Consider the following 18,167-nt stretch of genomic DNA (forward strand, 5'->3'; position numbering starts at 1 on the left):
AGCGGGCGTCAGGCGGCCTCGGCCGCGGCCTCGGCCGCCGCCAGCACCCGCACCATGGCCTCGTGCAGCTCGGCGATCCGGATCGGCTTGGCGACACAGTCGTCCATGCCGGCGGCGCGGTATTCGGCGAGCTGGTGGGTCATGGCGTTGGCGGTCAGGGCGATGATCGGGGTGCGGGGCCGACCGTCCCGCCCCTCGATCTCGCGGATCGCGCGGGTGGCGTCCAGGCCGTCCATGCCCGGCATCTGGATGTCCATCAGGATGAGGTCGTAGCCGCCGCCGCGCCAGGCGGCCAGGGCCTGGGCGCCGTCCTCGCAGAGGTCCAGCCCGACCTCCAGCGGCTCCAGGATCGCCGCCAGCACCTGGCGGTTGGTCTCGTTGTCGTCGGCGGCCAGGATCCGGATCTGGCCCGAGGGCGCGCTGGCGGCCTGGGCGGCGCGAGCCTCGTCCTCGACCGCCTCGCCCAGCTTCGCCAGGGGGACCTCGAAGGCGAAGATCGAGCCGCAGCCCAGCGCGCTGGTCACCCACATGCGCCCGCCCATCGCCTCGACCAGCTGGCGGCCGATGGCCAGGCCAAGGCCGGTGCCGCCGAACCGGCGGGCGGTCGAGCTTTCCGCCTGGCTGAACTTGTCGAAGATCACGTCCAGCTTTTCCGTCGATATGCCGATGCCGGTGTCGCGCACCTCGACCCGCAGGCCGCCTGTTTCCGAGCGGCATACCAGGACGGCGATCTCGCCGGCCTCGGTGAATTTCAGCGCATTGGAGACCAGGTTGGCCACCACCTGACGCAGCCGGTCGGGATCGCCTTTCCAGCGGCCGCGGGCCTCGTCCGCGACTTCGACCGCAAAGCCCAGGCCCTTCTCCGCCGCCATGGGCGCATAGAGGCCCTGCAGCGCCTGGGCCAGGGCGCCGATGTCGAACGGCCGCTCATCCAGATCCAGCTTGCCGGCCTCGATCTTGGACAGGTCCAGAATGTCGTTGACGATGGTCAGCAAGGTTTCGCTGGAGTGGCTGATCACTGACAGGCGCTGGCGCTGCTCAGGGGACAGGGGATTGAGGTCCATCACCTGGGCCATGGCCAGCACCCCGTTCAGGGGCGTCCGGATTTCGTGGCTCATGGTGGCGAGGAAGGTGGTCTTGTGCCGGTTGGCGGCGTCGGCCTCGTCGCGCGCCCGGCCAAGGTCTTCGAGCGTGGCCTCCAGCCGACGGGCGGTGCGCTTGCCGCGCAGGTAGAGGAGCAGGGGCGCGCCGACCCCGACCAGGATCGGCAACAGGGCGATGGAGATCACGTCGCCGCCGGGCTGCTGCGGATTCCAGGCGATCCGGGCGAAGCGCTCGCCGCCCCGATTGTCCAGGTCGATATAGGCCTTGGCGGTGTCCTCGGGCCCGACCAGGCGCACATGGTCCAGGAGCAGCCGCTGGGCCAGGCTGTCCATGAAGGCCGCGTCCACCGGCTTGCCGGTGACGATGATCGAGGCGCGCGGACCGGGGATCGCGGTGCCGAAGTCCGGCTGGATCAGGGTCGCCGTCAGGATGAACAACTGGCCCTCGAAGCGGACTACGTCATGGGCCAGGATCGGCCGCGACAGCATCCGCCCGTCCTTGGAATGGCCGGCGAAGGGGCCGCGGCGGGCTTCCTGCACGCGGATGTCGGCGATCAGCGGCGCGGCGGCGGCGTCCAGAGGCGCGAAGTGGGCGGGATCGGCCGCCTTGCCGTGGTCCATGCCGAACACCCGCCGCCCATCGGGGGCGATCAGATAGACGAACTGGAACCGGCTCGGCTGGGAGAAGAAGAAGCCGATGTTCTCGGAGATCCAGGGCATGTCCAGGATGTTGCTGGCATGAGCCACCGCATCGTCCCAGTCGGCGTTGCCGACCACCTGGTCGCCGACCTCCTGCATCCGCCCTTTCAGGGCGTTGACCGCCTGGGTCTCTTCGCGATGCCGCGCCAGCCGGTCGACATTGGCCCCGAGGCCGATCAGGCCGCCAAAGAACACCAGCGCCGCCAGGCCCACGGCCAGCGACAGTCCGCGATCGAACAATCGCGGCTTCGGCTCTGGTTTCGGCGTCGTCTGCATGTCCCGGGTTGCGCCTGAAGGATTGCGACTTCTGTTAGTTGAACGATGTTCGGTTAAAATTCTGAGCGCAATCGAGAGGGTGAATCGCCGCATGCGTGTCGATTCGCCCAGAATGGGCGCCATTGGCGCGCTGTCGCCGGGGCGAAAAATGGTCTAGAGCCCCGCGCATGAATCGTCGCCCCGTCCCCTTCGACCTCGGTCCTGTCCACTTCGTCGGCATCGGCGGCATCGGCATGAGCGGCATCGCCGAGATCATGCTGCGCATCGGCTATACGGTGCAGGGCTCCGACGCCAAGGCCTCGGCCAACACCGAGCGGCTGCAGAAGCTGGGCGCGAAGATCTTCATCGGCCACGACGCCGCCCATGTCGCGGGCGCCTCGGCGATCGTCTATTCCACCGCGGTCAAGGCCGACAATCCCGAGATGGTCGCCGGGCGCGAGGCGCGCCTGCCGCTGGTGCGCCGGGCCGAGATGCTGGCCGAGCTGATGCGGCTGCAGTTCTCGGTGGCCGTGGGCGGCACGCACGGCAAGACCACCACCACCTCGATGGTCGCCTGCCTCCTGGACGCCGGGGGCCTGGATCCCACCGTGGTCAACGGCGGCATCATCAACGCCTATGGCACCAACGCCAAGGTGGGCGAGGGCGACTGGATCGTGGTCGAGGCCGACGAGAGCGACGGCACCTTCCTGCGCCTGAAGTCGACCGTGGCCGTGGTCACCAATATCGACCCCGAGCACCTGGACCACTACGGCGACTTCGAAGCCGTGAAGAAGGCGTTCCAGGCCTTTGTCGAGAACATCCCCTTCTACGGTTTCGCGGCCGTCTGCACCGACCACCCCGAAGTCCAGGCCATGGCCGCGCGGGTGCAGAACCGCCGGCTGATCCCCTACGGGACCAACCCGCAGGCCGAGGTCAGGGCGCTGAACATCAGCATGGGGCCGGAGGGCGCGAAGTTCGACGTGCTGGTCACGCCGCTGAAGGGCGAACCGGTGACCCTGAAAGACCTGCGCCTGCCCATGGCCGGCCAGCACAACGTGCTGAACGCGCTCGCCGCCATCGCCGTAGCCCGCGAACTGGGCGTCTCGGACGAGGCGATCCGCGAGGGGCTGGACCATTTCGAAGGCGTGCGCCGCCGCTTCACCACCACCGGGACGGCGAACGGGGTCCGCATCATCGACGACTACGGCCACCACCCGGTCGAGATCGCCTCGGTGCTCAAGGCCGCCCGGGCGGTGACGCCCGAGGGGCGGGTGATCGCCGTGGTTCAGCCGCACCGCTACAGCCGCCTGCACGACCTGTTCGGCGAGTTCTGCGGCTGCTTCAACGACGCCGATGTGGTGATCGTGGCCGATGTCTATCCGGCCGGCGAGGCGCCGATCGAGGGGGCCAACAAGGACGCCCTGGTCGAGGGCCTGCGCCGCTGGGGCCACCGCCATGTGGTCGCCCTGGACAGCCCGGCGAGCCTGGCCGGCCTGGTGGCCGCCGAGGCCAAGGCCGGCGACCTGGTGGTCTGCCTCGGCGCCGGCGACATCACCGCCTGGGCCTACGCCCTGCCGGGGCAGCTGGAGGCGCTGGTGGGGGCGTGAGCTGGCGTCAGGACCTCCCGACCGTCCGCGGCCGCCTGTTGCGGGACGAGCCGCTGGCGCCGTTCACCTGGCTGCGGGTCGGCGGGCCGGCGGAGGTCTTGTTCCTGCCGGCGGACGCCGAGGACCTGGCCGCCTTCCTGCGCGCCCTGCCGGCCGAGGTCCCAGTGACGGTGATCGGCGTCGGCTCGAACCTGATCGTGCGCGACGGCGGGGTGGAGGGGGTGGTGATCCGGCTCGCGGGCCGCGCCTTCGCCGGGATCGAGACGGAGGGCCTGCGCCTGACCGCCGGCGCCGCGGCCCTCGACTCGGCCGTGGCCCGGGCTGCCGCCAAGGCCGGGATCGCGGGACTGGAGTTCTATGCCGGGGTGCCTGGGACGATCGGCGGGGCGGTGACCATGAACGCCGGCTGCTACGGCTCGGAGACCAAGGACGTCTTGGTTTCGGCCATCGGCGTCGATCGCATGGGGGCCGAGCGGCGGCTGGCCCTGGCCGATTTCGGCTATACCTATCGCCACAACGCCGCCCCGGCGGACATCATCTGGCTGCTGGCGACTTTTGAGGGCCGCCCGGACGCCCCGGACGCGATCGAGGCGCGCATGGCCGAGATCACCGCCCGCCGCGAGGCCTCGCAGCCGATCCGCGAAAAGACCGGCGGCTCGACCTTCAAGAACCCGCCCGGAGACAGCTCCTGGCGGCTGGTGGACGCCGCCGGCTGGCGCGGCAGGCTGGTGGGCGGGGCCAAGTTCTCCGAGCAGCACGCCAACTTCCTGATCAACACCGGCGAGGCTTCGGCCGCCGACCTGGAGGGCCTGGGCGAGACGGTCCGCGCCGACGTGAAGGCCCGGTTCGGCGTCCAGCTCGACTGGGAGATCAAGCGCATCGGCCGGCCCCGAAAAGCTTGAGATCGGATCGCAGCCTTGATCCTGATCAAGGCGTGGCGTCGGTGCGGCGCAGCTAATCGCTCGACACCCCATTCGAGCGGAGCCGGGCATGAGCCTACCCACCCTCCTGGTGCGGCTGGACCTTGGACGATCCAACGCCGGACTTCTCAAGGTCGTCGGCGATGTCGCCGAGCGGCTGGGCGCCGCGGTGGTGGGCGCAGTCGCCTGCCAGCCGGTGCAGATGCTCTACGGCGACGGCTTTCTGGCCGCCGAGGTCATCGAGCAGGACCGCGCCGAGATCGACCAGGACATCGCCAAGGCCGAGGCCGAGTTCCAGGCCGTCCTGCGCGGCCGCGCCCAGGGCCTGGAATGGCGGTCCCTGGTCACCTTCGGCCCGCTCTGCGAGTTCTTCACGCGCGAGGCGCGGTGCGCGGACCTGGTGGTGACCGGGCCGGCCCTGCCGGCGCCCCTGTTCGACACGGCGCGGCACGTGGACGTGGGCGACCTCGTCATGCAGTGCGGACGGCCGGTCCTGGTGGTCCCGGCCGAAGCGGCCGGATTGCCGCTGAAGCAGGCCCTGGTCGGGTGGAAGGACACGCGCGAGACGCGCCGCGCCCTGATGGACGCCGTTCCCGTCCTGCAGAAGGCCGAACAGGTGATGGTGGCCGAGGTGGTGCATGAGCCGGACGGAGCCGCCGCCCGCGGACGCCTGGCCGACGTGGCCCGCTGGCTCGCCCGGCACGGGATCGAGGCCGAGACGCGGACGGTCAAGTCGCGCGGCGAGGACGCCGAGCGGCTGAGCGCCCTGGCTGCCGAGATCAACGCCGATCTCATCGTCGCCGGCGCCTATGGCCACAGCCGCATGCGCGAGCTTGTGCTGGGCGGGGTGACCTACGACCTCTTGCTGCGCGCGAGCCGCTGCGCTCTGCTCTCCCACTAACCGCCGCCGGACGGAGGCGCGTCATGTGGGCCATGGTGCTGAAGCAGCGGGGCGGGGCGCTCGAATGGACCGAGCGGCCCGATCGCTCGCCCGGCCCGGGCGAAATCCGGGTCAGGGTTGCGGCCTGCGGGGTCTGCCGCACCGACCTGCATGTGCTGGACGGCGAACTGCCGAACCAGGTCTATCCCATCGTTCCGGGCCACGAGGTCGTCGGCCGTGTCGAAGCCCTGGGCGAGGGGGTGGCCGGGTTTGCGATCGGGCAGCGGGTCGGGGTTCCCTGGCTGGGGCACACCTGCGGCGCCTGCCCCTACTGCCGCACGGGCCAGGAGAACCTGTGCGACCACCCCGGTTTCACCGGCTACACGCGGGACGGGGGTTACGCCACCGCGGTGACCGCCGACGCGCGCTTCACCTTTCCCCTGGGCGAGGCTGGCGAGGACATCGCCCTGGCCCCGCTGCTGTGCGCCGGGCTGATCGGCTGGCGGGCGCTTTCCATGGCCGGCGAGGGCGACCGGCTGGGCCTCTACGGTTTCGGCGCCGCGGCCCACATCATCGCCCAGGTCGCCGTCTGGGAGGGCCGGCGGGTGTTCGCCTTCACCCGGCCCGACGATACGGCCAGCCAGGCCTTCGCCCGCAGCCTCGGCGCCGTCTGGGCCGGCGGGTCGGACGAGGCGCCGCCCGAACCCCTGGACGCCGCCATCATCTTCGCCCCTGCCGGGGACTTGGCGCCTGTGGCGCTGGCCGCCGTGCGCAAGGGCGGGCGGGTGGTCTGCGCCGGCATCCATATGAGCGACATTCCCGCCTTTCCCTACGCCCTGCTGTGGGGCGAGCGGCGCCTGGTCTCGGTGGCCAACCTGACCCGCCAGGACGGGCTCGAGTTTCTTCGGCTCGCGCCGCGCATCGGCATAGCCACCCACACCACCGCCTATCCGCTGCAGGACGCCAACCGCGCCCTCGCAGACCTCCGGGCCGGCCGCTTCGACGGCGCGGCGGTGTTGGTCCCATGACCGAATGGCGGCCGATCGGGACAGGGGTCCCAAGACCCGCTACTATGCCGGGTCCGATCGCCATCCGTGTACTTCACAAGTACGCCCAGTGCGTGGCCGGAGCCCTTCGGGGCCGGCAGTCGTTTCGACGAGCGGAGATAGGAGCATCCCCATGATCAAGGCCTTGCGGACCCAGTTCGTGATCGCGGACGGCGCCCGGGCGCGCTGGGTGACGCGCTCGGACCACGCCGACGACTTCGTCACCACCATGGACCGCAAGGCCGAGCCGCTGCTGCACGGGGAGACCGGCGCCACGCTGGAGGGCGCCGAGCACTACACCATGCCGCCGCCGGAGCATGCGACCCGGGAACACCACGCCCGCTTCGCCCGCGAACTGGCGGAGGAGATCAACGTGGCGGCGCGCAACGGCGGCTTCGACCGGCTGGTGGTGGTGGCGCCCGACCGGACCCTGGCCGAGATCACCCAGCACCTGAAGGGGGCGGCCACCGAGAAGCTGGCCGGGACCCTGGCCAAGGACCTGACCAAGACCCCCGACCACGAACTGATGGCCTGGCTGCGCCCGTTGGAGCACGGATAAGGCCTCCGCGAGCGGCGGCCTTGCTCGAGGTCAAGGCGCCGCCGCTCAAAGGGCGCGATGGTTCTCTCGCCCCGAGCTTTCGGGGTTCCTCACGAGGAGGGATCTGAGATGAACGCCCAAGTGCCCGTCAAACAAGCCACGGCCGTTGCGCGGCCGGCTTACAACCTGTTCGGCGCCTTTCAGCGTGAAGTCGATCGCCTGTTCGACGATTTCGCGCCGACCTTCACCACCGGCCGCGGCCTGACCGACGTCAAGTGCCGCATGGACATGGCGGAGACCAAGGACGGCCTGGAACTGACCGCCGAACTGCCTGGCATCGACGAGAAGGATGTCGAGGTCACCGTCGCCGACGGCGTCCTGACCCTGCGCGGCGAGAAGCGGTTCGAATCCGAGGAGAAGGACAAGAACTACCACTTCGTCGAGCGCGGCTACGGCGGGTTCGCCCGTTCGGTCCAGCTGCCCGACGGCGTCAAGGCCGAGGCGATCAAGGCCACCCTGAACAAGGGCGTGCTGAAGGTCACCATCCCCATGGCGGCCAAGGCCGAGCCGAAGAAGATCGCGGTCCAGGCCGCCGCCTGATCGGTCGCCGCTGCGATGCGGGCGGGAGCGTCTGAAGCTGTAGCGCGTCGAGCCTGGAGCCCGTTGAAAGCAAGGTGAATTATAACAAATACCGCTCATCCCGGCGAATGCCGGGACCCAGATCCTATGGCGCAGTCAACGAATGTTGCGCTCCCAGGGAAAAGCCCAACGGGCGGAGCCTTGTGATCTGGGTCCCGGCATTCGCCGGGATGAGCGGATTTTTGAGTCTACCTGAACTCAACCTGCTCCAGGCCCGATCACCGACGGCCGGTTCGCCCCCGATTCAAGCAAATCCCCGCTCCATCCATGCCGCCTATTCGACCACCGCCAGCACCGCTTCGGCGAGCGCCTCGGTCGGCTGGTCGGCGTCGAACACGCGCCAGGCTGGACCTAGGTCTGTGGGTTCGGTCTGCGAGGCGGCGACTGCCGGCCCTGCGTCCGAGGCGTCGCCGTGGCGACCGGCCACGCGGCTCAGCCGCACCTCCATCGAGCCTTTCAGCCACACACCGACGAAACGCGCGCCCTCCGCCACCTGTTCGATGGCGTCTCGCTGCGCCTCGTCCTGAAAGGTCGCGTCGGCGATGACAGCTGCGTCTGCATCCAGAGCGGCGCGGGCGTGCTCGGCCATCCGCGCATAGACATCCGTGCGCGCCTGGGGCGCATAAGGGTCCGCCTGGGACGGGCCATGCTTGCGGATGACGTCGGTTCTCAGGATTCGCGCGCCACAGGGGCCGCCCAGGCCGGGTGCGACCGCGCGGGCCAGGGTGGTCTTGCCGGTCCCCGATAGCCCGCCGACCGCCATCAGCAACGGCTCGGACGGCTGCAGCAGGGCATGGGCCAAGGCCCTGTACCGCGCAGCCTGCGCCAGGTCGCGGGCCTCCACCGAGACCGCCATCCTGATCGCTGCTCGCATGGCCGTGAACAGCGGCAGCAGGGCGAGGGCGTCTTCGCCTTCGCCGGCGGCGTCCCAATAGGCGTTCATCGCCCGGTTCGCCAGGGCGTCGAGGCCGCGGGCCCTCAGGTCCATGAACAGGAAGGCGACGTCGTAGAGCAGGTCTCCGGTGGCCAGGGCCGGATCGAATTCGAGCGCGTCGAACGGGGTCGGCTCGCCCCGGTAGAGGCAGATATTGCGCAGGTGCAGGTCGCCATGGCCGCGCACGACCTTGCCGGCCTTGCGGCGGGCCTCGATTAGGGGGCCGCGCCGCGCCAGCTCTTGCTCGAGCCGCGACAGCAGCGGCTCGGAGGCGGACTCAAGCCCCATGGCCTGAGCAGCCTCGGCCTCGGTCTGGCCCAGGCCCTCGATGATGCGGTGGTAGTCCGGCGGGCGTCCGGTTTCGGGGTGGGGCGGCAGGGTCCGATGGAACGCCGCGACGCGCTGCGCCGTCCTCTCCACCTGGCCCGCGTCCAGCCGGCCGTCGTCGGCCAGTTCGCTGAGCAGGGCGCGGTCTTCGAAGCGCTTCATGCGGACCACATAGTCCAGCGGCGGACCAGAGCCGCCGACGCGGATGCTTCCATCGGCCATGCCTACGACCGGGAACACCGCCTCGTAGAGGCCCGGCGCGAGGGGCCGGTTGACTTCCAACTCCGCCTCGCACAGGCGCCGCCGCGCCTCCAGCGTCGAAAGGTCGGCGAACGGGTGGCGCAGGGCGCGCTTGAGCTTGTAGGCGTGGTCGCGGCCCAGGAAGAGGTGCGACATGTGGGTGTCGATACGTTTCAGCGGGCCAGGTTCGCCGGTGGCCGCGCCGCTTTCCAGGGCGGAGACGGTCGGGGCCTGAACTGGGTTCAGAGGTATGTCCGGCGGCATGACGGCCTCGATCGGATGCGGGCGGCTGCAGGCTCAGCCTGACGTCCCAATCCGTGGGCGGCCTTGATCAGGGTCAGCGCAGGCCGGCGCCGCGTCAAGCGAGGCGGGGGATGGGCCTACCTCAATTACGCGATGTCACCGTAATTCGAAGCCGCGTGCCTGGCGAAGGGCGAGTTTCTGGAACTGCGCCAAGGCGTAAGAACGACCCTACCCGGAAGTTCGGAATGACGGGGCGGCTTGGCGGGGACATGCGCCGAAGGTGCGTGTCCCCTGCCGACTTCGGGGCGTGGGAACGAGTCAAATCGCTCGACCAACATGGGGACACGCACCTTCGGCGCATGTCCCCAGGGCAGCTCACCACCCCGTGCAGCCGCGCGACCAGTCCGTTTTCGGCGTCGGAGCCCCAGGCTTCCCGAGCGGCAGATACCAAACCGGCACGGGGCGGCTGAATACGTGCGTCAGCCGACTTTGATTGCGCGTTTAGATTGCTACGGTAGCATATCTGGCCATGCATGTTCCTTACGACGATATTTCCTCAAGCCGTTGACCGACCAGATGCCGCGCAGCTTCAGGGAACAGTAGTTTGATCCGGCGAGCGCTTCTGATTGGCACTTTACTCGCTTGCGCTGGCTGCGAGCGCGATGTGCACACATATCGATACCGATTGACCCTCGTCGTGAACGATAACGGGCAGCTCCATAGAGGCTCGACCGTCGCGGAAGTGCGCACCTGGACTGCCCAGAGCATTGATCAAGGCGACATGGCTCATCAGGCCCCGAAGGGGCAGGCTGTTGTAGTGGATCTTGGTCGTGGCCGCGTGCTCTTTGGTCTCATAAGCGGGGCGGGGCTTGCAGTGCCGGCCGACCCCAGTAAACCGAGATGGATGGGCGGTGCATACCCTATTCTTACTACAAAATTCGGGCTTGCCGATACATCACCCTCTCGGCGGGAAACCCGAACGGTAGAGCCATCACCTCTAGCGCGGGAGGAGATGCCGCCTCTCGTGATGCTACGCGATCTGAACAATCCGTTGTCGGCCCAATATGTGGACCCAACTGACCTCCAGTCCATATTTGGATCTGGAGTAAGCCTTCAATCGGCGACGATAGAGTTAACCAGTGATCCCTTGACAACCGGCTTTAGCAACCGCTTCAAGTGGGCGCTTGGGCCTGATTTTGGCAGTAGAACTTGTAGTGTCGACGACCCGTGCCTGCACAATTATCAATTCGTGTCTGGTATAAGGTGAACAACCAACCCGTTATTACGGAGGTGCAGATCGATACACCCTGCGCGAGCAGATCGATACATCCTGCGCGATTCGTTAATTCATTTCTTCAAGCTGCTGACAGGCCAACTTTCACAAGCTTCTAGTGTTCGATAACGGCCCAAAATCTGCACTGCAAGCATCCAATTTCAAGCTTGAGAGCCGTCATGAATGACGCCCTTTTTCTCGCTATGTTGGCGATGGATACAGGTCGCTGACGGCGAGAGTCCGCACTCGAGCCAACGGCAACTCATGGCGCATATTCGTCGCCCCTTGTGCGAGAGCCGACGTTGACAAGCTTGTCGAAAAATGTTCCTATATGTCACATCATGCATCAGCCCGAACCCTCCGACTTCGACGACGCCCCCGCGGCGGACCCCGTGTCCGCGGCGGCGATGGCGCGTGGGGTGGCGGAGCGGCAGTTGGCGTTTCTGGACCGGCTGGCGGAAGCCGGGACGCGGATGGCCGAGGCCCTAGCGCAGAGGACCGTCGAGGATGCGGCGGCCGGCGGGAACGCCGAGGGGCTGGATCGGGCGTTCCAGAAAGTCACCCGGGCGGTGCGGCTGACGCTCGCCTTGCAGACCAAGGCAGTCAAGGACCTGGCGGCGCTGGAGGCTGGGTGCGTTCGCGTCACGGAGGCGGCGCCGCAGGAAGACCCGCTGGATAAGCGTCGGCGAAGGATCGCGCGGATCGTGAACCGGGTGGTGGCCGATGACGAGGCCACGGCCTGGAAGGCTGAGCGGCTCTGCGGGCGGGTCTGGGAGCGGCTTTCCGACGAAGACATCTACGGCGATGTCCTCTCCAAGCCGATCGGCGTGGTGATCGAGATGATCTGCCGGGATCTGGAGATCCCGGTGAACTGGGTGCATCTGGCCAGGGAGGCCTGGGCGGTTCAGGAGATGGCGAATGGCGACGAGACTTCGCCGTTCGTGGCGCCGGATGGGGCCTATGTGCGGCTGTTTCGGCCGCCGCCCTTGGCTGGGGCGCCGTAATTTCCCTTCTCCGTTTCTAAAGTTACGTCATCCCGGCCGGAGCGCAGCGTAGAGCCGGGACCCAGCCGCACTGACCTTGACGCTGCATAGTAGCACGTCTGGGGCGGGGGTGCTGGGTCCCGGCTCTCCAGCCCGCTGCGCGGGCTTGCGGCCGGGATGACGGCTCAAAAATTGGACCTCGATCAACCAACCAAAACTCAAATTTCGATCACCTGTCCCAGCCCCTGTTCGCGCGCCCGTTCCAGCACCAGGTGCGCGCTGGCCAGGTCCTGGGCGGCGATGCCGAGGGACTTGTAGAGGGTGATGTCGGTTTCGCTCAGCCGGCCCTGGACGGCGCCGGTGGCGACCTCACCGATCTCGCCCAGGATGTGGCTTTCGTCGAGGGCGCCGGCCTGGACGGCGCGGCGAAATTCTCCGCCCTCGTTCAGGGTCGATTCCCGCCGGTCGACGAACAGGCGGGCGCGGAGCAGGGCATTGGTGTCGATCTCGGCGGCGCTGGGCACGCTGGAGCCGACCACGTTCAGGTGGGCGCCGGGGGCGATCATCTCGCCGGTCAGGATCGGGTCTTTGGCGCCGGTCAGGGTGCAGATCAGGTCGGCGCCCCGGGCCGCCTCGGCCACGCGGGCCGCGGTTTCGATGGCAAGGCCCAGGCGCCGGCCTTCGGCCTCGGCGAAGGCTGTGGCCTGTTCGGGGCGGCGGGCCCAGACCCGCACCCGGCGCAGGGGGCGCACCAGGCTCATGGCCTCGAGATGGGTGTGCGCCTGCTCGCCGGCGCCCAGTATGGCGAGGTCGCCGGCGTCGGGGCGGGCCAGCAGGCCGGTGGCGAGGCCGCTGGCGGCGGCGGTGCGGATGGCGGTGATCGCGGCGGCGTCCATCATCGCGACGGGCAGGCCGTGCTCGGGCTCGAACAGCATGACGAGGCCCAGGTGCGAGGAATAGCCGTCCGCTACATTGCCGGGGAACAGGCTGAGCAGCTTGACGCCGAAGCCGTCCGGCTCGGCCAGGGCGCCCGGCATCACCCCGAACATGCCCTTGCCCCCGGGCAGGCGGATCACCGAGCGCAGGGGGATCACCGCGCGGCCCTGGCTGACCGCGGCCATGGTGGTCCCCATCAGGTCGATGCATTCGGCCATGGGCAGGAGGGCGCGGATGTCCGAGCCGTTCAGCACGCGGATCTGGACCGTTCGGTGGCTCATGTTGCAGCGGGACCCACAAGGTTTCCGGATGCCGCGAACAGTCGGCCGGACATTGCTAAAACGCCAGCCGATTTGCTGCGCCGCCCCGCAGAGGTTCCCTTGCGGCCTTCAAAAAACCTTGTCTTGCAACGACCTATCGCGGCGGGGCACACCGCGCCACGAAAAGGCGGGGGGTATAGTAACCGTCAAAGGATTTGTCATGACCGAGCCCCTGGAACTGCCGCCGACGATCAGCGTCGGGCCGACCGGCGTCGATGTGTCGGTGTTCACCGCCGAGGGCGCCATGGTCCAGATCGTGCTGCCGCGGCCCGGCGGCCTCTATGCGATCCCCGAGCAGGAGATCATCGACAAGGCGCGCGAGCTGGCCTCCGCCGCCCTGCGCTCGGCCGCCGACGCGCTGGCCCACTGAGAGCCCGTTTGAACAAGGACGCATGAGCTGGTTTGCGTGGTTCGAGACGCTCGCTCGCGCGAGCCCTCACCATGACGAGGTGGGGTGGGCTGCACAAAAGCCAGTCATGGTGAGGAGCGACCCGAAGGGGCGCGTCTCGAACCACGCAGCGGCGTCACCACTGCGATTTCCAAAACAGCCTGTGAGGGGCTGGCTATTGGATTTCGATAACGACACAATCGTTCAGGTCGGGTTCATCGCCCAGGATCGACCCTGCGGCTACGTCAAACGAGAGACCGCGCCATGAAGATCCGTTCCCTGGTCCTTGGGCTGATGACCACCTGCGCCGCCAGCGCCCTGGCCGCCGCCGCCCTGGCCGATCCTCCGGCGCGCGTGGGCCGGATCTCCTACGTCGACGGCGCGGTCTCGCTGCAGCCGCCGCAGGAGGATTTCTGGACCGAGGCCAGCCGCAACTATCCGGTGGCCCAGGGCGAGGCCTTCTGGACCGGCGACAGCGGCCGGGCCGAGCTGCAGATCGGGGCGATGGAGGCCTGGCTGGACAGCCAGACCCAGCTGGACGTGGTGAGCCTGGACTATGGCCAGACGCGCCTGTCCCTGGCCCAGGGCTCGCTGGAGCTGAGGGTCTGGCGGGTTCCGCGCGGCGGGATCAGCATTTCGACCCCGGCCGGCGACGTGCGCATCGACTATGCCGGCCTCTACCGCATCGACGTCGGCGCGCCGCAGCCCGACGGTTCCTATCCTGAGGTCGCGGTGACCACGTTCGAGGGCGAGTCGGGCGCGCCGGGCCCGGACGGCCTGATGGCGGTGAACGCCGGCGAGGCCATGGTGATCGACCCGGGCTATGCGCCGCAGCCGGTCGAGCTGCAGTACGCCGCCCTGGACGACTGGGCGCACGACCGCGAGACCCGCGAGAACTGGAGCTGGCGCGACGACGTCTCGCCGGCCCTGACCGGCTCGGAAGAACTGGGCCGCTACGGCGACTATCAGTACACACCCGACTATGGCCAGGTCTGGTTCCCGCGCGAGGTGCCGGCCGACTGGGCGCCCTATCGCTATGGCCACTGGGCCTATGTGCAGCCGTGGGGCTGGACCTGGATCGACGACCAGCCCTGGGGTTTCGCGCCGTTCCACTACGGCCGCTGGGCCCAGGTCGGCGGGCGCTGGGGCTGGGTGGCGGGTTCGGTCGCGGCCGAGCCGGTCTATGCCCCGGCCATGGTGGCCTTTGTCGGCGGCCACGGCTGGAGCGTCGGGATCGGCATCGGCGGCGGGGGCGGCGGCGAGGCCATGGGCTGGGTGCCGCTGGCGCCGGGCGAGGTCTATCGCCCCAGCTATCAGGTCAGCGACACCTATATCCGCCAGGTCAACGTGACCAATGTCAGCCGGACCACGATCAACAACATCACCGTCAACAACACGACGGTGAACAACGTGACCGTCAACAACTACCGCAACGCTCCGGCGGCGGTGGTGGTGCGCCAGGACGCCTTCGCCCGCGGGGCGCCGGTGCAGAAGGCGGTGGTGCCGGTTTCGGCACAGATGCTGGCCAGCGCGCCGGTGGCCGCGGCCGCCAGCCGGCCCTTGCCGGCGCCGACCCCTGAGGCCCGCGCCGCCGCTTTCGTCCGGCCGGGCGTCGGAGCGGCTGCAGCTGCGGGCGGGCCTGCCGCCATACCGCAGGTGGTCCACGCCGCCCCGCCGCCTGCGCGGCTGCAGGCGGTCCGGGCCGCGGTGGTGGCCCAACCGTCCAGCGGCGGGGCGCATCCGCCGCCGATCGCCGGGGCCGCGATCGCCGCCCCGCATCCGGCTGGAGCGCCGCGCCCGGCGATGGTGGCGCCGGCCCAGCTGGCCAATCCCGCCGCCCAGGCTCGCCGTGGCCCGCCGCCGCCGAGCACTGTGACGCCGCCGCCCGGCTATACCGCCAGGCCGGCTGCGGCTGGGCCTGCCGCGGCTCCGCCTGCCCAGGCCGCAACGCCGAACGTTCCGCCCCGGCGCATGCCGCAGATCCCGCCCTCGGCCCTGCCGCCGACCTCGGGGCCGGCCGCCAGGCCAGCGCCTATGCCATCCGTCCCTGCGCCTGTCAGGCCGGCGCCCCAGCCGCAGGCTCCGGCGCCGGCTCTCGCCCAGCCCAGGCCGCCGGCAGCCTCGCCGTCGCCGACCTACGGGCCGGCAAGGCCTCCGGCCGCCCAGCCCATCTCGCCTTCCGCTGCGCCGCGGACTCCGGCGCCTTCACCGGGCTACGGACCGCCGCCGCTTCGGCCCGCGCCGCCGACAGCCTCGCCGTCGCCGACCTATGGGCCGGCAAGGCCTCCGGCCGCCCAGCCGGCCCCGCCTTCCGCTGCGCCGCGGACCCCGGCGCCTTCACCGGGCTACGGACCGCCGCCGCCTCGGCCCGCGCCGCCGCCTCCCGCCGCGCTGCAAGCCAGGCCGGTCGCGCCGCCGCCCTCCGCGGCCCAAGCCAGGCCAGCTGTCCCGCCGCCCGCCCAGGCCAAGCCTGCGGAACGGCCCAAGCCGCCGCAGAATGAGGAAGACAAGAAGCGGCCAGAGCCGCCGCAGCGCTGAGGCGGCTCGTCAGGCCATCTCCTCGGCCGGGACCGGGCGTTGCTCGGCCTTGCCGAGGGTGGCGTTGGCGATCAGCGGCCGGGCCCAGACGCCGATGAAGAACAGATAGGCGAGGGTTCCCAGGATCAGCAGCATCGCGCTCCTCAGGCCCACCTGGTCGCCCAGGGCGCCGACCGCCAGGGGGCCCAACGCTCCACCCAGGATGCCCGAGCAGAGGATGCCCGAGAACGCCCCGTGGTGGCGCGGAACCGAGTTCAGGGCGAGCGAGAAGACGATCGAGAACATCACCGACAGGAAGAAGCCCATCATGGCGAAGCCCAGGATCGCGGTCTCGCGCTCGCCGTAGAGGGTGACAAGGAGGGCGCCCATGGCGAGGAGCGTCGCGCCGCAGAGCACCTTGCGGCTGTCGAACAGCTTCAGGAGGACCAGGCCCACGGCGCAGCCTACCGCCATCAGCCCCCAGAACCGGCCCACCACCGCCGCGCCTTCGCCCAGCGGGGAGACGTGGTGATAGGTGGCCAGGAACTGGCTCATCCAGTTGGCCAGGCTCTGTTCGGTGGCCACATAGGCGGCGATGCCGAGGAAGAACAGCCAGACCATGGGTTGGCTAAGGAGTTCACGGTGGGTCGCCCAGCCGCCGGCGCGCTCGTCCTCCTTCAGCTCCACCTCGGGGATGCGCATCAGCAGGGTCAGGACCAGGGCGGCCAGGAACAGGGCCGCGAACAGCCAGTAGAAGCTGACCCAGGGCATGGCGCGCGGCGCCAGCGAAAACAGGGCCTCGCCCGGCGCCTTGGCCGCCCGCGTCATCAGGGCCGAGAACGCCAGGGGACTGACGAAGGAGGCGAGGCCGAACACCAACTGCCCCATCACCGAGAAGAAGGCGAAATGCTCCTCGCCGCCGGCGGTGCGCATCATCGGGTTGATCACCACCTGCAGCATGGCCATGCCGACGCCGATGACGAACAGGCCTGCTGTCACCATCAGGTAGCTGGGGAAGGCGGCGAAGGCTGCGGCGCCGCAGAGGTTGAGCGCCAGGGCCAGGGCCATGGTTCGCTTGGCGCCGATCCGCTCGACCAGCATGCCGGCGGGGATCGAGGCCACGCCATAGGCGACGAAGAAGGCGAAGGGCAGAAACCCGGCCAGGGCCAGGCTGAGGCCGAAGTCCTTGATGATCTCGGGCATGAGCGGCCCGATGATGTTGGTGACGAAGGAGATGACGAACCACATCACCATCAGATATCCGACCACCCACCAGGCGCGCTTCATGCCGAGGTCCTCGTGGCCCCGCCGGTCGGGGCGGCGAGCAGGTGGCTGAGTTCGCCCGGCGCGATCTGCTCGCGCGGGAAGCGGGCGATGATGGTCGAGGCTGTGGCGCTGCCGACGCCTAGGGCCGCCTCGACGCCGAGGCCCGCCAGGCGGGCGGCCAGGAAGCCGGCGTTGAAGCTGTCGCCGGCGCCCACGGTGTCGAACACGCTGACATTGGGTGCGCCATGCTCGTAGAGCTGGTCGCCGCTGACCGCGACCGCGCCGCGCCAGCCGGCCTTGGCCACTGCAATCGCGCCTTCCGGCATCAAGGCCGAGAGCTGGCGCAGGGCTGGCTCCAGGTCGGCATCGCCGGAAAGCCCGGTGATCTCGGCCTCGTTCAACAGCAGGATGTCGCAGTGGGCCAGCCAGGCGCGGGCCTCGGCGCGCACCGCCGCGGTCCAGCCCTCGGTCGGGCAGCCGGTGTCGAACGCGGTGCGGTAGCCGCGGGCGCGCAGCGAGGCCAGGGCCTCGGCGAAGCGCGCCCGCACCTGAGGCATCAGATATATCCCGGTCAGGAGGGCGAACGCCCCCTCGGGCGCCTTGGGGATGCGCGGGGCGAGCGAATCCCAGGTCACTGACTCCAGGTGGCCGCGGGTGGTGATGAAGCTGCGCTCGCCGTCAGGATGGGCGAAGGCCACGGTCAGGGTGGTGGCCCGGGACAGGTGTTTCAGGTCGGTCTCGACCCCGTGCAGGCGGTCGGCCAGCCAGTGCGCGAAATAGTCGTCGCCCAGGTCGGCCACCAGGCGACAGGGCTGGCCCAGGTGGCGGGCGGCCAGGGCGGCGTTGCAGGCGCTGAAGCCGGCGCGCATCTCGCTGCGGTCGACCAGCACCTCGGCTCCCGGCGCGGGCCAACTGGCCAGTGGCCCCAGGACCAGGTCGAGCCCCACGTCGCCGACGATGGTCAGCATGCCGGCCTTGTCGTCCATTCCGCCCCTGTCCGCGCGTTGGTTCCGGTTGTTGCGCGATGCTAGGCTGTCGTGCGACAGGGGTCAA

Annotated in this window: 14 protein-coding genes; 9 read left to right on the forward strand and 5 right to left on the reverse strand. The window is 69.5% G+C overall.

The features are described from left to right. Positions 1-8: 8 nt before the first annotated feature. Positions 9-2,042 carry an ATP-binding protein gene (locus KCG34_RS22340; protein WP_211937801.1) on the reverse strand — a complete coding sequence of 678 codons (2,034 nt, stop codon included), beginning with the start codon at positions 2,040-2,042 and terminating at the stop codon, positions 9-11. 203 nt (positions 2,043-2,245) lie between these two features. Between KCG34_RS22340 and murC the strand changes: the two genes are divergently transcribed. The 6 genes from murC (at position 2,246) to KCG34_RS22370 (ending at position 7,648) form a co-directional block, all read left to right on the forward strand. Beyond that, positions 2,246-3,664: a UDP-N-acetylmuramate--L-alanine ligase gene (gene murC / locus KCG34_RS22345; protein ID WP_211937802.1), complete on the forward strand. Its 1,419-nt coding sequence runs from the start codon at positions 2,246-2,248 to the stop codon at positions 3,662-3,664. Then, complete coding sequence (gene murB / locus KCG34_RS22350) at positions 3,661-4,566, forward strand: UDP-N-acetylmuramate dehydrogenase (protein WP_211937803.1); 906 nt, start codon at positions 3,661-3,663, stop codon at positions 4,564-4,566. The genes murC and murB overlap by 4 nt, the downstream gene beginning before the upstream one ends. A gap of 88 nt (positions 4,567-4,654) precedes the next feature. Next, positions 4,655-5,485 carry a universal stress protein gene (locus KCG34_RS22355; protein WP_211937804.1) on the forward strand — a complete coding sequence of 277 codons (831 nt, stop codon included), beginning with the start codon at positions 4,655-4,657 and terminating at the stop codon, positions 5,483-5,485. 23 nt (positions 5,486-5,508) lie between these two features. Next, positions 5,509-6,492 (forward strand): zinc-dependent alcohol dehydrogenase family protein, encoded by a 984-nt coding sequence (locus KCG34_RS22360; protein WP_211937805.1) that lies wholly within the window; start codon positions 5,509-5,511, stop codon positions 6,490-6,492. Between the two features lie 151 nt (positions 6,493-6,643). Then, complete coding sequence (locus tag KCG34_RS22365) at positions 6,644-7,069, forward strand: host attachment protein (protein WP_211937806.1); 426 nt, start codon at positions 6,644-6,646, stop codon at positions 7,067-7,069. 108 nt (positions 7,070-7,177) lie between these two features. After that, positions 7,178-7,648 carry an Hsp20/alpha crystallin family protein gene (locus tag KCG34_RS22370; protein WP_211937807.1) on the forward strand — a complete coding sequence of 157 codons (471 nt, stop codon included), beginning with the start codon at positions 7,178-7,180 and terminating at the stop codon, positions 7,646-7,648. Between the two features lie 313 nt (positions 7,649-7,961). On the opposite strand, the gene KCG34_RS22375 is transcribed toward KCG34_RS22370, so the two are convergent. Beyond that, the gene (locus KCG34_RS22375; RefSeq protein ID WP_211937808.1) at positions 7,962-9,452 is read right to left on the reverse strand and encodes a bifunctional aminoglycoside phosphotransferase/ATP-binding protein; all 1,491 of its coding nucleotides are present in this window, start codon (positions 9,450-9,452) and stop codon (positions 7,962-7,964) included. 1,593 nt (positions 9,453-11,045) lie between these two features. Here KCG34_RS22375 and KCG34_RS22380 point away from each other — a divergent pair. Then, on the forward strand, positions 11,046-11,708 hold the full coding sequence (locus KCG34_RS22380; protein WP_211937809.1) for a hypothetical protein: 663 nt from the start codon (positions 11,046-11,048) through the stop codon (positions 11,706-11,708). Positions 11,709-11,905: 197 nt separating this feature from the next. Here the strand turns inward: KCG34_RS22380 and KCG34_RS22385 are convergent, their stop codons facing one another. Then, positions 11,906-12,904 (reverse strand): ornithine cyclodeaminase family protein, encoded by a 999-nt coding sequence (locus KCG34_RS22385; RefSeq protein WP_211937810.1) that lies wholly within the window; start codon positions 12,902-12,904, stop codon positions 11,906-11,908. 199 nt (positions 12,905-13,103) lie between these two features. On the opposite strand from KCG34_RS22385, the gene KCG34_RS22390 reads away from it, so the two are divergent. Then, positions 13,104-13,313 (forward strand): hypothetical protein, encoded by a 210-nt coding sequence (locus KCG34_RS22390; protein ID WP_211937811.1) that lies wholly within the window; start codon positions 13,104-13,106, stop codon positions 13,311-13,313. Positions 13,314-13,595: 282 nt separating this feature from the next. Then, positions 13,596-15,869 carry a DUF6600 domain-containing protein gene (locus tag KCG34_RS22395; protein ID WP_211937812.1) on the forward strand — a complete coding sequence of 758 codons (2,274 nt, stop codon included), beginning with the start codon at positions 13,596-13,598 and terminating at the stop codon, positions 15,867-15,869. A gap of 9 nt (positions 15,870-15,878) precedes the next feature. Here KCG34_RS22395 and KCG34_RS22400 read toward each other — a convergent pair whose 3' ends face one another. Both KCG34_RS22400 and KCG34_RS22405 read right to left on the reverse strand, forming a co-directional pair. After that, the gene (locus KCG34_RS22400) at positions 15,879-17,135 is read right to left on the reverse strand and encodes an MFS transporter (protein ID WP_211937813.1); all 1,257 of its coding nucleotides are present in this window, start codon (positions 17,133-17,135) and stop codon (positions 15,879-15,881) included. Next, a complete protein-coding gene (locus tag KCG34_RS22405; RefSeq protein ID WP_211937814.1) occupies positions 17,132-18,100 on the reverse strand; it encodes a carbohydrate kinase family protein in 969 nt (322 codons plus the stop codon). Before KCG34_RS22405 ends, KCG34_RS22400 begins: the two co-directional genes overlap by 4 nt. Positions 18,101-18,167 lie beyond the last annotated feature (67 nt).

It is taken from the genome of Phenylobacterium montanum (assembly GCF_018135625.1).
Classification (GTDB): Bacteria; Pseudomonadota; Alphaproteobacteria; order Caulobacterales; family Caulobacteraceae; genus Poindextera; species Poindextera montana.